Genomic DNA, 14,348 nt, shown 5'->3' with positions numbered 1-14,348 from the left:
ATCGTAGAAACACCGTCGTTAGACACGGGCTAGTGTTCGGATGAACAAACACCTTACCTAGTGTTCTATCGTCGCTTAAATCAAGCGAAACGACGGATTTATGTTCATATATGTAGTCTTTTTAAGGGGGTGATAGTAGTGCCGAATAAGTGGGGTGATTTGCGTGATTATACACGCTTTAAAAGTGAATCTGAAAAGTTAAAACAAAAAATAAATACACCTAAAAAGCCGAGAAAACCTGCGTCTGCAAAATAATTAAATCGCAGTACTGCAGCAATTAAATTTAGGAGGAAAAGGAAAATGACAAATGAAACGACAGTTCAGCCAGAACAAGAGGTAATCGAGAAACAAGCAATCGAACAACCGACAGAGCAAACGGAAATTGACGAGTTACGAGCGCAGGTAGCCGAGTATGAAGCACTGAAAGCGCAATTAGCAGAGCAAGAGGCGACTCAAAAAGCTGAAATATTCGCGCAGAAGGTCGAACAATCGGGCGTTAAAGACTTCGATAAATTACAGCCGTTCTTGGATGCTTCAAAGCTCGAAGGCGATGCACTCGACGAACTACTCGGCATCTTGCAGGGCATGAAGCCAAAGACGACACCAATAGGAAGAGCGACAGTCAGCGGTAGTGGAGATAAAACATCTCAACAGATCGTACTCGATCAAGCGGAGGCAAAAGCCAAACGCACGGGCTCAGTCGAAGATATTGCCGCATTTAGCGGATTAAAACAAAAAATTAAACAATTTGGAGGACGACGATAATGACAAACGCAATCAACACAACAAATTTAGTAGGTAAGAAAGAATCTGTAGTAGACGAGGTACTTTTACTCAATCCAAATCAAACGCCTTTAATTAATTTACTTGGTTTCAGCAATCCAGTAACAAATACAATCCATCAATGGTATGAAGATAAAATGTTTGATACAAAAACGAAGGTAACAGCCGCGGCAACTGCGGCAGCAACGGAATTAACAGTAGCAAGCGTGGAGCCGTTCGTAATTCATTCAGTTGCACAGATTGACGAGGAGTTAGTCCTTGTTACTGCGATTGATAAGGCTGCTAAAAAGCTGACAGTTGAGCGTGGTTATGCAGATACTACTGCGGTAGCAATCGTAAAAGATACTGAAATCGAGTTCCAATACGATATGACTCCGGAGGGAGCAGACGCACCGAAATCACGATACAAGGCGCGTACTCCACAAAATAACGTAACACAAATCTTTATGGAATCTGTAGAAGTAACAGGCTCAGCGCAAGAGGTTGAGCAGTACGGAGTAGACGACCTTTATAACTATGAAAAAGCGAAGAAACAGTTAGAGGTAGCATTACAGCTTGAAAAATCACTAATCAACGGGATCAAGCTAGACAACGGCATTGTGCGACATATGGCTGGTTTACGTCAGTTAATCAAAACGAATGTTATGGACGCAGCCGGCGCATCAGTGACAGTTAAAATGCTAGGAGACTTGGTACAAGCCGTATTTGAAAAAGGCGGTCTGGCTAGTGGTGGTCAGTATGCGTTTATTGTATCGGCTAATCAAAAACGTGCAATCAGCGACCTTCAAAGCGATAAAATCCGTATTGTTCAAGCTGAAACTAGTCGAGGTCAAGTAGTGGATCATATCGTCACGGAGTTTGGCCGTTTCCCTGTAATTATGAACGATAACGTAAAATCGACGGAACTATTCTTCATTGATATTAACCGTACGAAAATTAAGCCGTTAGGTAGTCGTGGATTCCACCACCAGGAAGCTGCAATCACTGGCGACCATCGTCGCGGTTTTATTGTTGGCGAATACACGCTCGAGTTCAAACAAGAATCAGCGCACGGACGTATCAAGAATTTAACTTAATAAAAACATTTGAGGCTTACGATTAATTTCGTTCGCCTCTTTTTTTGTATAAAAACGCAAAGGAGACAAGAGAGATGAACGGAAAGGCAGTTGTGTTTAAAGCCGGAGCAGCAGTAAATCGTATTGATAAAAGTAATTTTAAAGTTAATGACGATTACATCATTTATGCGAATAGCATTAAGCCTCAGTTATTACGAGTTGTATGGACTGACCTCCAATGGTCATTAGCTGCAGCTAAGATTCTAGAGGCACTTACTTTAGCTATAAAAAAAGTAGAGGGACAAGATACCCTCGATGAATTTAAACGTGCATGTAAAGAGTTTGATTCTGTTATTAGCGGTATGAACGGTGGTGGCTCTTGATTGGCGATGAATCTGACAGCCATATTCAAGGTTCGTGACCAAGGTACGGCAAAATTACGGCAATTAACGCAGGTAATGGATAAGATGAATCGCAGTAGTCGTACTGTCAGCGAAGGAATATCGAAAACACAATCATCCGTTAGTCAGCTAGGTAATACTGCGTCCTCAACATCGTCCAAAATGGATGGCTTAAAAAGTAAGCTAGCGGGGCTAGGCGCAGCAGTTGGGGTGGGTTCGCTTGCTAAATCAGTCGTTGGTATTGGCGCTGAATTCGAAGCATCGATGTCAAAAGTTGCGGCCGTTTCTGGTGCGACAGGTAGCGACCTATCATTGTTAGAATTGAAAGCTCGCGAAATGGGAGCGAATACAAATAAAAGCGCGTCAGAGGCTGCCGATGCGTTGGGCTATATGGCTCTTGCCGGATGGGATACTCAGCAAATGCTAGGCGGAATAGAGCCTATCTTGAAGTTATCGACGGCTGGTAATATGGATTTGGCCAGAACTTCGGACCTAGTTACAGATTCAATGGCGGCTATGGGTATTAAGGTACAAGACTTACCTGGATACCTCGACATGGTAGCGCAAGCCTCTCGTAGATCGAATACTGAAATCGAATCACTAATGGATGCGTTCCTAGTATCCGGTGGTCAGTTTGCTTCACTGAATGTTCCGTTAGCGGAATCTACTTCATTACTCGGTATCTTAGCTAACCGCGGTTATAAAGGCGCGGAAGCAGGTACGGCAATGAACGCAATTCTCACTAACCTGACTACAAAAGGTGGAGAATCCGGAAAGGCTATGAAGCAGCTCGGTATATCTATGTGGGACGCGCAAGGTAATTTCGTCGGTCTAGAGGCTGGATTAATGAAGGTTAAAGATAAACTTGCGGGATTAACGCAAGAGCAGCGTAACCAAGCGATATCTATGATAGCCGGGAAGGAACATTTAAAAACTTTCCAAGCTTTATTGTCGGGCCTCGGTGCAGAATACGGTTCGTTAAAAGACGACATCAGTAATTCTAGCGGAGTTCTCGAGAACTTATACAAAATAATGACTGATAACCTCAAGGGGGATTGGGACACATTAAAGTCCGGGCTGTCTGAAGCCGCGATAGCTATATTTCAACAACTTGTTCCGGCTTTACGTGCTGGATTGAAAGGTTTGTCCGGATTGGCGAGTTATATACCTAGCATTACCGATGCGTTTTTTAGTTTCGCAAAATCGCTATCATTCTTAAAGCCGTTATTAGTTCCGCTAGGTACATTCTTAGGCGTATTATTAACGCTAGTTGCCGGATCAGCAGCCTTATCCGCACTAGGCGCAGCTTTCTCGCTGTTAGTAAGCCCTGTCGGATTAGTCGCTGCAGCAATTACAGCGGTCGTTTTAGCCTTCGCAACAGCTTATAAAAAATCTGAAACATTCCGAAATGCCATAAACGGAATTGGCAGCGCCTTTAAAGCCGTATCGGAAATACTTAAAAACGGTCTTAAAGGATACGGAACAGCAAGAAATCTACTTGAAGAAGCCGGATTTAGTGAGTCTCAAATACAGTCAGTTATAAGCTTCTCATATAAGCTAAAGGACGCATTCGATAAAGTAAAGAGCGTATTCAGTGGGATAGGAACGTTGATGACAGGTGGAAGCTCACTAAATCTACTAACTGCGCTAGGTTTCTCTCCGGAGATGGCTACGAAAGTAGATGGCCAAATTAAAGGAATCAAGGCGAAAGTATCTGAATTTATAACTAACGTTAAATCTAAATTCGGTGAAGTAGTAGCATATGTTACTGAAAAAATAACACAATTATCTCCGACATTCGACCGTTTAAAAGAAATCTTCTCTACAGTATGGTCAACCTTAGTCAGTGTTCTAACAAACGCATGGACAATCATTGAGCCGTTCTTGAGCGGTTTTTGGAACATGCTACAGGTCCTTGGCGATATTGCTATGGTCGTATTTAATAACGTCATTATGCCGGCTATTTCGTTCTTAGTGCAATTGTTCTCGACTTTATGGTCTATAGCGCAGCCTATACTAACTGGGTTGGGTCTGTTATTTGAATTAATGTCAACTATAGTTAAGCGCTTATGGGATAAGGTCCTAGTGCCATTCATCGACTTCATCACAACCGCTGCAAAAAATGCGTTCGACAACTTCGCGGGTGCGTTAGAGATTGTACAAGGTTGGTTCGAAACGTTGAGCGGATGGGTGAGTACGGCATACGGGCATGTAAAAGACTTCATCGGCTTTATCGGTAAAGCTAAATTACCGGACTGGGTAACTAACGGTATTAGCGCAGGGGTAAACTTTGTTGGGAATATTTTCGGTGGTGGCAAGGGTGGTAATCCGAAATCGCACTATAGCGGCTTAGATTCTGTACCCTACGATGGGTATACAGCCCGATTGCATAAATCAGAAAAAGTTCTTACTGCGCGAGAGGCTAAGGAATATGACGAAGGACGCTCAGGCGGTGGAATTAATATCGCGAAGTTAGCTGACCAAGTTATTATACGTGAGGATGCTGATATCGACGAGATTGCTTACAAATTAGCAAAGGCGATAGAGAGAGAGGCGACACAAGTTGGCTATAAATACTATTGAGTTTTGGTTGAAAGATCGACATAACGTCTAAACAAACGGCAGGCATCGGCTTTTACAGCGTGCTTGCCTTTTCTAATAAAACGAAAGAAGGCGAGTAGATGACAACGATTGATATTGAGCGGATTAAAGAAGATTCGAAGCGATTACGTGAAGCTAAAGAACGTGAAGATAAGGAGCGTGGCTATTGTGTAATACCAAAAGACAGATATGCACCAGTAGTTAGCGATCAATGGGTGCTAGAGGTGTATCACCGCCATTGGGACGAAATCAAAAAATTTATGGCGGAATATGCGTCGGTACTTTTAGTCGCTAAAGGAATCAGAGCATTAGGAGAAGATGCGAAGCTTACCGAGTGGCTAGACATTCTTTCTGTTGCTAAGTTTTGTAGAGATAAACATCTACGCCTACATTTTAGCATTATTGCTCAAGTGTTTATACCGACAGTCATTAGCGGGCAACGTCATTCGGGAACGAACTACGCAACTCTAGCGCAATTAATAGCTAATGTATTTAGTAGATACCCTCCTAGTATTCAGTACGATAGCAACGATGACTACGACGGAGATTTTGAAGGATACTATGCGACAAAACGCGAGGAGGTATTGGAATGGAAACAGACGTATTGCATCGAGAATTAGACGCTCTCCTAGCTGATTGTGAGCAGAGAGAGCCGTTTCCGCCAGTTAGCGACAAGTGGGCTTATGAGTGCTATAACAAGCATATTCCAGAGATTAAAGCATTCTTGGTAGACTACGCAACTTTACTTTTAACGGCTAAAGAGGTCATAGCAATTGATGAGTCCAAGGAGATACAGCGATGGATTGACGAACTAACGATTGCGGGTGAGTGCTACGAGGACACCTTGCGCTACACATGTTTTTATTTAACCGAGTTCTTACTTAAGCCATGTATTGACGGCAATTCAACGCAAACATATGCAGAACTGGCGGACAGTATTGCCTATGAACTTTCTCAATACAAATATATGCCTGCCGATTTATTCCTCGATGAATACGACGGAAACTACACTGAATACTACGAACGAAAACGAATGGAGATGGCAGAATGGCAAGAAAATTAGACGAAATTCTTAAGGAATTAACGATGGATCAAGCGAAGGCTGCGGAGTTGTTGTATGAAAACGACTTACTACCGCCTGGCAAACGTAAATCATTCACAGACATTGCGAAAGAAGTGGGGGTGTCTGACCGCTCATTACGTAAATGGCGCCAGCTACCAGCGATGCTCGAGTATAAATCAGCAGTCACAGCTACGTATTTAACTGATAATCGTACTCGTATTATGCAAGCGCTAGTACGCGAATGTGAGGCGGGCAATGCTTCGATGATGAAGCTGTATATGCAAACGGAAGGTATGCTTATCGACCGTGCGGAACTAGACGTTAAAACGCATGCGGTAGATGAAGCTGCGGTTGCTGCACAGTTAGCCCGTATCAAACAAGGACTGAATCGTTGACGTATCAACGTTTTAGAGCGGTAAAGTATTAAATTGGCGGTGGTTGGCTTCGGCTGCCTGCCGTCTTTTTTTGCGTTAAAGTAGCGTTGATGCTTCCGACTGATTCCGAAATACGGCGAAAACATCGGGCAGAAGGCGCTGGCGGACGCGCTACCTTGAAAACAAATCGTTATCTGACAATTTACATATGCGTTACCTTTATCAAAACTTAACAGTATTGACAACGTTTTACCGATGCGATAAGATAGCCTTATAAACGTTATCAAAACTTGTTATCAAAAGTTAGGGGCGATATAATGGCTAAATACGGATATGCTCGGGTATCAACGGTAGCACAAGATTTAGAATCGCAAATTCAGTCGCTAGAGTCAGAAAGCTGTACGAAAATCTATAAAGAGAAGTTTACGGGGACTAAGACGGATAGACCGGTATTTAATGAAGTTATGGCGTTGTTAACGGAAGGTGATACGTTAGTAGTAACGAAGCTAGACCGGCTAGCCCGTAACACTAAAGAGGGTATCGATGTAGTCGAGGCGTTATTCGAGCGCGGTGTACGTGTGCATGTACTTAACGTAGGACTATTAGAGAATACAACAATGGGACGTTTCTTTCTAACTACTTTATTGGCTGTCGCTGAAATGGAACGGAATTTAATCATTGAACGAACACAAGAAGGAAAAGCAATCGCAAAGCAGCGTGATGATTTCCGCGAAGGTAGACCGAAGAAGTTTGATAAGAAGCATTTAGATAACGCGATGCAGCTATTGGAATCGAATAGTTATAAAGAAGTCGAAGCAAAGACTGGAATCTCAGTCGCAACTTTAGCGAGAGAGAAAAGAAAACGAAAAGAACAAACGATCAAAAACGATTAATTTCGTTAATGATCGTTCTTTTTTTTTGCGTTAAAGGCGTGACCCCAAAGCCCTCGATTCTGACAGCCGTCATCTGGTGTCCGAGAATTACATGCATCATTTTCAAAACAAGCCGACTTTTACGCTGTCAGACGCATCGACATTCGCAAAGTAGGGTAGTTGTACGTGTGGAATAGTCTGAATGACGTTTATTATTAGTGAATATATGTATTTTATTGAAATATAAGGAACTCTGTTATCCGGAATTAACTTGCGTCAGTTTAGCGTCACTGTTATTTCTCCGTACTATAACAATATCGCAAAGTGCTACCGAATAATATCGGACGACTTTACTTATTTTTGACGTCTCTATTTCAGTTCATTTAGTGGATTTTTAGACCGCTCAATTTTCGTTAGAATGACGAAGAAGAAAGTGAGATGATTAATAATGTGGGAGAAAGATTCGTTTACTATCGGAGAAATTATGGAAGAGTTGAATCTAACGGATGGTCAAATTCGCATAATTCTTAGTAAAATGCAGGATCGTGTAGAATTTAGCGAGAAGTTACGGAATGGGGAACGTAGATTAAATAATCTAGAGGTATCCGTAATTGAATTTGTACATGCACGTACTAATAAAGAGCGAGTGCAAGATGACGCATGTGATTTAGCGGTATCTATATTTTATCGAGATAATAAACCTAAAATAATAAAGGAATATCTAACGTCGGAAATTGAGCGATTGGAAAAAACCGAATAAGTTTAGCTTGCTATTGCGGGGAAATATCGGTAAAATATTCCGTAATATAAGTAGTTACGAAGGCGGTCGGTTATACGTAATCAATGACCGTTCTAACTGCGCAAATTGAACGGTGATTATTAACGAAATGATATTGCGTCGGGGGTTCGAATCCCTCCTGGGACGTCTATTACAAATTAAAGGTTGATTTTCAACCGAAATGAAAAGCGCTTGAAACCTTATGAATACTGGGTTTTGAGCGTTTTTTGTTTTTTAGATATTTTGAGAATCGCATTAAATAACATATAAAATTTAAATTAGGTAAACAAAATGTAAACATGGTGAACAAATAAAATTAAGATGAATAAAAGTTAATTGCAATTTCTTCATGCTGTTCTTCCATTTCTTTCAATACATGTGAATAATGAACAAGCGTTGTCTGAATATCTGAATGTCCTAAGCGTTTGGAAACAGAATGAATGTTAGCACCTTTATAGATTAAGACACTTGCATGGGTATGACGTAAACCATGGAATGAAATTTGCTCGATTTCTAATGCGTCTAATGTTTTTCGCAATAATTTATTAGCACCTTCATTTGTAACTGTCTTAATTGATGACTGTCTATAAAAAACTAAATTATTTTCATTTTCAGGAAGAGCTAATATCAGCTTTTTAAATTCATTCATAACTTTCTTATCTATGGAAATTTTTCTTTCTGATTGTTCATTTTTTAATGGTCCGAAACCAGTTCCTCTTTTATAGTCCCATGCTCTGTAAACCTTAATTTGGTTCTTTTTAAAATCGAAACAATCTATAGTTACTCCAGCTAATTCACCAAACCGAAGACCTGATACTAGTCCTAACAATGATAGGTACTCGTGAAAGGCGACAACCGTTTAAATAATTCATTATATAATTTAACACTATCATTATAATTCAAATGCTTATCTTCACTCTTTTTAGCGTTTAATTCCACTTTACGAGTGAAGTCTATCGTTATATATCCTTCCTCAATAGCATCTCTTACACAAGATCTAATGTGTGTATTGAGCTTCCTAACAGTCTCCCTTGATTTACCTTTACCATATTCATTTAAAAATATTTGGTAATCTGCTCGAGTTATCTTTTGAATAGGTTTATCTTTGAAATATTCCAAATCCATTTACAAAGTATATCGAGATGTTTATGACGGTTGATGGATGCGAAGTAAGTATAATCATGTCTTACGATTTCGAATGGATTCAACAGTATTTAAATAAGGGCTGGATTGAGAGAGGAGTTTGGGATTTAGATGAACGCAAAAATGCTTGAGAAGCATAACAATTAATGTAATTGAGGCTATTGGGAAGAAGCTTTAATGAACAATTTAAGGAAAAAAACAATAAAGGGTCACCAAGCTGGGAAGGCGACCCTTAAATCGGAAATATTAATACCCTGTATTCATCATGAATGTAGCGCCAACAATAATTAAAAGAATAAATAGAACAACAATTAAGGCAAATGCAGATCCATTACCATATCCGCCACCAGAGTTGCCGCAGTTATTAATGCCACCAACATTTCCACCATAGTATCCCATAAGAAACACCTCCTTTCTACAATATATAATATGTTAGCGGTAGAGAAGGAGTATGGTTGAAAAACCATTCAGCTATGGGCATTAAAAAATATATATTTTTGAGAGATAAGACCATAAAAAAAGGGCCACTTGGGATGGAGTGACCCTTAGTAAAATAGATCGGGAGGTGTAAGGCTAAATTAGCTTTACCTTACTATTATTATGATGTGATAGCTATGTTTGTATAGTGAAATGCCTGTGAAATAGATTAAAATTAGAAGTTTAGCTTTAATTAAATAAACAAACAAGGTAGGTGTTGATAAAATGAGAATGAGAAATTTAGAAATATCTAGAAATGGTATGTTGAAGGAATCATGGGTGGTATCGTTAACTGTAATTTAAACAGTCGAGTAGGTTTCACGGCATCATTAGAAAAATTTATTATTTAATGCTAGTCGGCTCAGTGTATTTACTGTCGCTAGTTATTCGAGGTATCACAGTACGCAGGTGATGGGGCAGCCATTGCATTCTGTGTACTCGAATTTATTTCTATCTCGGAAAACGGTACAAAGATGGGCTTGCCAATGTAAATTTTATTAAAGAACTTTTAGCAATTGTAAAGGATAAAACAGGGGAAGGTGAAACGAAATGAGTACAAGCGTAACTACTACATGTCGGAATCTTGCCGAACTATTACCAGCTGCACAAAAGGCTTGTAGATTACTATTCCAAGCGTGTTATAAAGCTTACATTAAGAACATCTTCATTACTGAAACATACCGCTCACAAGAACCCCAAAACTACCTATATGCACAAGGACGAACACGACTAGGGCAAATTGTTACATGGACTTTAAACAGTAACACAAGTCGCGTTTAGCGTGGGATAGCGCTGTTGGACCTCCACAATCATTGTATGATGTAACAACTTTAAATCGGATTGGTGTTATCGCTCGTAAGTTAGGAATTACATGGGGCGGTGATTGGGTAGGTAGTATTGACCGACCTCACTTTGAAGATGCCTAAAGGCTATAAATTAGAAGGACAAGTAATCGTACGAAGCAACAGCAAATTGCAAGTTCAATTAATTGTGGAAGACAAAAAGGAGGAAATCAAAATGACAAATTGGAATCAAGGTTCACCAACTATGCAAACAGAAGCTGAAAACGATATCGCAAAGGCTGCAAAGGCTGGTATTATCCAAGTAAAGGATTTGCAAAGTGGAGCAATGACGACGGATCGTTTGATTGGATTGTATATTACGATTCAACAAAGACGTAGTAAATAAGCAATGAGGACCAGCAAAGCTAATTTAGCCGAGCTAGTCTTATTACTTATTGCATAATACTAAAGTGACAATTTAGTGAAAATTATTATATAAGAATCAAACGAAATAAAATATAAATTTCAAGTGTTTTGATGATAAGTTCACTAAAAATGTTACTTTTTTATTAGAAAAAATATTTATAACGCCAAAAAATAGCGGAGAGAACGCCAAATATTGGCGTGTAAATTTAATTGAAATACTATTTCCAGGAATGATAGGATAATAGTTACTCGAGGGTACTAATATGCTATAGCAAAAAATATTTACATAGATTAGGATGAAAAACATGAAAAAATTAAAAAAATTAGTTCTTAGTTCTGCATTAGCGTTATCTACATTAGGGGTAGTTTCAGTTTCGGAAACAGAACAAGCATCTGCAGTAAATAGTTATTGGTCGGATAAATGTAAGAATGACGACTTGTGCATGAATTTGAATTATATGAGTATGAGAGTAGGTACAGAAAATGGCTGGGCTCATACTAAGGTAGAGATAATATCAGGTGCAGCTTCAGGTTTAGCTACTGTAACTTCTGATGGTAAAAAAGTTAAAGCATTGAAACCTGGGGAAGTTGTTGCTAAAATGTACGATAGAACTGGTGTTGAAACTGGCAAATATACTATGTATGTACTGACACTTAAATAAGTTATATAAAATTTTTTAATTAAAAAACCAGGCGCTCATTAAAATGTGAGTACCTGGTCTTTTTATGTTTAGTATTCTCTTACTTCGAATGAAGCAATCTTATCATGTACGATATACTCAGTTACTTTTTTATAAGGAGAAATTGTTTTTGAAAATTTGAATGTTGAAGTACCTTGTGTACTATCAAACCAATTCAAATAATCATTTAATACTTTATTAGTAACGTCATACTCTTTTGTTATGCCGTTTACTAATGTAATGCTTAAAATCGCATTTGAAGATTCAGTGCTTAGTTTTTTAACAATTACTGTACTAGTGGCCGCAATATCGGTGTTTTCAATTTTTGCAGTAATAATTGCTTCACCTTCGTGAATAGCGGTTACATTACCATTTTGATCTACAGTTGCAATTGAATCATCACTAGATGACCAAATTACTTTTGCTGTATCTGGAGTGACTGTGGCAGTTAGCTTTTCTGAGCCACCTTCAAATAATTCTAGATTATTTTTGTCTAATGAAATAGATTCTCCACTAGGAATCTCGTTTTCTGATAATAAAGTTCCGTCAACATCAATGGCGTCTAGTACTAAATAAGTCGTATTCGAGTTTTCTTTTTTCTCAATTTTAACATGATGTAATTTGTTTTCTAAATTCAATTTTTCGTATGTAACTATATGATTGTCTCCTAATGGGTTATTACTATAGTCTGAGTAATTTTCTTTTTCTCCGTCTATAGTAATATAATTTATAGAATCTCTATTATTTGTCATTGTATTAATGATTCTTAAATCTGTGCCGACAAAATAAAACTCTATAGATGAATTAACCACATTTGAATGAGATTCTGTATTATTGTATCTAGGACTTGTAGAGGTAACATGTCTCCATGATCCCTCATATTTAATGGCAGGGTTCGTGTTATCGTACCTTTTCCATCCTTCTTCTGGTTGTGGTAAATGTTCTCCGATAGAAGCTGCATTAACTTCAATTGAATTATTCGTAAACAAAGACAAACTAAACATAGAAATAGCTAAAATTAAAATTGAAAAATATTTCTTCATGATTTATCCTCCTAATCAAAAAATTTCTTTTAATAACCTACAATAACAACTTTAACCATGCCTAAACTTATTTACCATAATAAAAATCGTTTATTTTTAATAATAAAAAGCCACTCATTTGAGTGACTAATATTTTTATTGCTTATGAAAATATATTAAAAACTCCAACCATAAGATTTCACTTCAATTGTAGAAATATTTTTTATAACCTGGTGGTACATCAGGATAACTTAATTCGAAACCAGCTTCACTACCAGGTGCGATTCCTACATCAACACTACCTTTTAACGCTCCTAATAAATTTCCGTTTGCATCAAATAGTGCCGCAGCTAAACGTACATCATCTTGTTGTTCTTTAGTAATATTCTTGACAACACCAGTTACCTTGTATCCGAAATCTCCTGCGATACCTTTTGTACCACTAACTTCTAAAACGTTAGAATCCTGTTCGGTTTTATCGAAACTGAAATTAAATGTTGTTTCTGCATATGCATCAGCAGTTGTACCATCTAATGTTGTTGATTCAGAAATAATGGCAGTTTCACCAGGCAATATGATACTAGGAACAAGAGTCAAGATACTCAAATTAGTGAAGATCAAGTGTTAGATGAAGGTATTTACATTGGGGGTACTTTCTATTCCAAAGAGGAATTTGAATTACTATTGGATTAAGCTGTGTATGTTGAAAAAAGAGTCCAATATCTACATTCGCAATAACTAGCGCTATTGCAGGTACATGAATTTATAATACATAGAAGCTTATTTTGCTGAAAGAGCTTATAATGAACATAAAAAAATGGAACTAAAACAGATGGTCACACAGTAGATAGTAATAAAAATAAATTACCTATGACTGGAACTTCTCTTACTAGTCGTGACAGAACTGCAAATGGGGTTATAATAGAGGCCTGCGTATTAAAAAGGAGGTAAATATATGACAGAAAATGAATACTTAGAATTCATAAGCCACCTCGCAATGAATGATGAATTAAATTTTAGTTATAAAGATGATGATTATTGGATAAGTCATAATCCTGGTAAATCCTATCTAACAAGATCTACAGATCAATATTCTCAAGAATTTAATGGATATGAAGAACTCCTTGAAAAAGGAACAATAGAAGGCATGAAAATCTCAGAAATATATTCAGAAATAAAATGGTGAAATAGACTGTTTTATTGTTCAAAACAGAAAAGCTTTTAACGAATGTCTATTAGGAGCTTTTTGGGAAAGTAGTTAATAAATAGATAACAAAAGACCACTCTGTGATGGATGGTCTTAAAACCAAGGTAAACAAAAGGTAAACATTATAGTTATTAACCATTAATATATAAGCGTTGTAGTATGTCCTCCTAGAACGTCTATAGATCCAGATAGAATAAGTTTGAACCAACTGAAAAGCGTTTCAGATCCTTTGTTATCAAGGATTTGAAGTGCTTTTCCTTTTTTGAGAATAAGTTAGAAAAGGCTGGAGAATGAAAAGTAAGAAAAGTTTTTATGGAGAAAGAAAATATCGCTGCATACTAAAAAAAAGTTATAAAATTATCGTTTAATAGGCGGAGCATAAATCAATGTTTATGCTCTCTTTTTTTGTTTTTGTCTATAAACTCGTCGATTATACTGCTAGTACGACGCTATCAGACGCTTCTCAAAAGCTACAAAAAGAAGAGGTTTTTTAAATCAATTTTAAAAGATTAATAGAATCTTAATATAATTTATGAAAACTCCATATCCAAATTTTTTTAGGGAGTAAAGCATTTTCATTACAAGCAGATAATCTGTATTTATCGTTAATTTTATTAGTAAATATAATATCGTTTTCATAAATCTCAAAAGAAATTGATGTTAAAGGGAAAGAAAGCCCTTCCC

18 protein-coding genes are annotated in these 14,348 nt (G+C 37.8%); 14 read left to right on the top strand and 4 right to left on the bottom strand.

What is annotated here, in order from left to right:
* Positions 1–300 precede the first annotated feature (300 nt).
* The 9 genes from ACIQZA_RS08150 to ACIQZA_RS08110 all read left to right on the top strand — a co-directional run bounded on the left by ACIQZA_RS08150 (position 301) and on the right by ACIQZA_RS08110 (position 7,909).
* Complete coding sequence (locus ACIQZA_RS08150) at positions 301–765, top strand: hypothetical protein (protein ID WP_402883019.1); 465 nt, start codon at positions 301–303, stop codon at positions 763–765.
* Positions 765–1,859, top strand: a complete 1,095-nt coding sequence (locus ACIQZA_RS08145; RefSeq protein WP_402883017.1) for an SU10 major capsid protein — start codon at positions 765–767, stop codon at positions 1,857–1,859. The genes ACIQZA_RS08150 and ACIQZA_RS08145 overlap by 1 nt, the downstream gene beginning before the upstream one ends.
* A 74-nt stretch (positions 1,860–1,933) precedes the next feature.
* On the top strand, positions 1,934–2,221 hold the full coding sequence (locus ACIQZA_RS08140; RefSeq protein ID WP_402883016.1) for a hypothetical protein: 288 nt from the start codon (positions 1,934–1,936) through the stop codon (positions 2,219–2,221).
* A gap of 6 nt (positions 2,222–2,227) precedes the next feature.
* Positions 2,228–4,822, top strand: coding sequence for a phage tail tape measure protein (locus ACIQZA_RS08135; protein WP_402883148.1), 2,595 nt, complete (start codon positions 2,228–2,230; stop codon positions 4,820–4,822).
* 98 nt (positions 4,823–4,920) lie between these two features.
* Positions 4,921–5,460, top strand: coding sequence for a hypothetical protein (locus ACIQZA_RS08130; protein ID WP_402883013.1), 540 nt, complete (start codon positions 4,921–4,923; stop codon positions 5,458–5,460).
* Positions 5,430–5,903, top strand: coding sequence for a hypothetical protein (locus tag ACIQZA_RS08125; RefSeq protein ID WP_402883011.1), 474 nt, complete (start codon positions 5,430–5,432; stop codon positions 5,901–5,903). The genes ACIQZA_RS08130 and ACIQZA_RS08125 overlap by 31 nt, the downstream gene beginning before the upstream one ends.
* Positions 5,888–6,298 carry a phBC6A51 family helix-turn-helix protein gene (locus ACIQZA_RS08120; protein WP_150907599.1) on the top strand — a complete coding sequence of 137 codons (411 nt, stop codon included), beginning with the start codon at positions 5,888–5,890 and terminating at the stop codon, positions 6,296–6,298. Before ACIQZA_RS08125 ends, ACIQZA_RS08120 begins: the two co-directional genes overlap by 16 nt.
* 296 nt (positions 6,299–6,594) lie before the next feature.
* Positions 6,595–7,170, top strand: a complete 576-nt coding sequence (locus ACIQZA_RS08115) for a recombinase family protein (protein ID WP_402883010.1) — start codon at positions 6,595–6,597, stop codon at positions 7,168–7,170.
* Positions 7,171–7,597: 427 nt separating this feature from the next.
* A complete protein-coding gene (locus tag ACIQZA_RS08110; RefSeq protein WP_402883009.1) occupies positions 7,598–7,909 on the top strand; it encodes a hypothetical protein in 312 nt (103 codons plus the stop codon).
* A 334-nt stretch (positions 7,910–8,243) separates the two neighbouring features.
* Here the strand turns inward: ACIQZA_RS08110 and ACIQZA_RS08105 are convergent, their stop codons facing one another.
* Both ACIQZA_RS08105 and ACIQZA_RS08095 read right to left on the bottom strand, forming a co-directional pair.
* On the bottom strand, positions 8,244–8,756 hold the full coding sequence (locus ACIQZA_RS08105; protein ID WP_402883006.1) for a site-specific integrase: 513 nt from the start codon (positions 8,754–8,756) through the stop codon (positions 8,244–8,246).
* 560 nt (positions 8,757–9,316) lie between these two features.
* Positions 9,317–9,469: a YjcZ family sporulation protein gene (locus tag ACIQZA_RS08095; protein ID WP_142511102.1), complete on the bottom strand. Its 153-nt coding sequence runs from the start codon at positions 9,467–9,469 to the stop codon at positions 9,317–9,319.
* A gap of 627 nt (positions 9,470–10,096) precedes the next feature.
* On the opposite strand from ACIQZA_RS08095, the gene ACIQZA_RS08090 reads away from it, so the two are divergent.
* The 4 genes from ACIQZA_RS08090 to ACIQZA_RS08075 all read left to right on the top strand — a co-directional run bounded on the left by ACIQZA_RS08090 (position 10,097) and on the right by ACIQZA_RS08075 (position 11,417).
* Positions 10,097–10,327: a M15 family metallopeptidase domain-containing protein gene (locus tag ACIQZA_RS08090; RefSeq protein ID WP_402883001.1), complete on the top strand. Its 231-nt coding sequence runs from the start codon at positions 10,097–10,099 to the stop codon at positions 10,325–10,327.
* Between the two features lie 32 nt (positions 10,328–10,359).
* Complete coding sequence (locus ACIQZA_RS08085; RefSeq protein ID WP_402882999.1) at positions 10,360–10,473, top strand: M15 family metallopeptidase; 114 nt, start codon at positions 10,360–10,362, stop codon at positions 10,471–10,473.
* Positions 10,474–10,564: 91 nt separating this feature from the next.
* Positions 10,565–10,735, top strand: coding sequence for a hypothetical protein (locus ACIQZA_RS08080; RefSeq protein ID WP_402882997.1), 171 nt, complete (start codon positions 10,565–10,567; stop codon positions 10,733–10,735).
* A 325-nt stretch (positions 10,736–11,060) separates the two neighbouring features.
* Positions 11,061–11,417 carry a BLB8/JUQZ-1 family protein gene (locus ACIQZA_RS08075; protein ID WP_402882995.1) on the top strand — a complete coding sequence of 119 codons (357 nt, stop codon included), beginning with the start codon at positions 11,061–11,063 and terminating at the stop codon, positions 11,415–11,417.
* A gap of 68 nt (positions 11,418–11,485) precedes the next feature.
* Here the strand turns inward: ACIQZA_RS08075 and ACIQZA_RS08070 are convergent, their stop codons facing one another.
* Positions 11,486–12,478: an Ig-like domain-containing protein gene (locus tag ACIQZA_RS08070; RefSeq protein WP_402882992.1), complete on the bottom strand. Its 993-nt coding sequence runs from the start codon at positions 12,476–12,478 to the stop codon at positions 11,486–11,488.
* Between the two features lie 183 nt (positions 12,479–12,661).
* Entirely contained in the window at positions 12,662–13,063 is a 402-nt protein-coding gene (locus ACIQZA_RS08065) for an FxLYD domain-containing protein (RefSeq protein ID WP_402882990.1), read from the bottom strand.
* Positions 13,064–13,412: 349 nt separating this feature from the next.
* On the opposite strand from ACIQZA_RS08065, the gene ACIQZA_RS08060 reads away from it, so the two are divergent.
* Positions 13,413–13,643: a hypothetical protein gene (locus tag ACIQZA_RS08060; RefSeq protein ID WP_400932796.1), complete on the top strand. Its 231-nt coding sequence runs from the start codon at positions 13,413–13,415 to the stop codon at positions 13,641–13,643.
* The last annotated feature ends 705 nt before the right edge of the window (positions 13,644–14,348 follow it).

Origin of the sequence: Lysinibacillus sp. NPDC096382 (assembly GCF_044762845.1) — a bacterium.
Classification (GTDB): domain Bacteria; phylum Bacillota; class Bacilli; order Bacillales_A; family Planococcaceae; genus Lysinibacillus.
The sequence above is the reverse complement of the archived record's forward strand: the minus strand, read 5'-3'. Positions and strand labels throughout refer to the sequence as shown.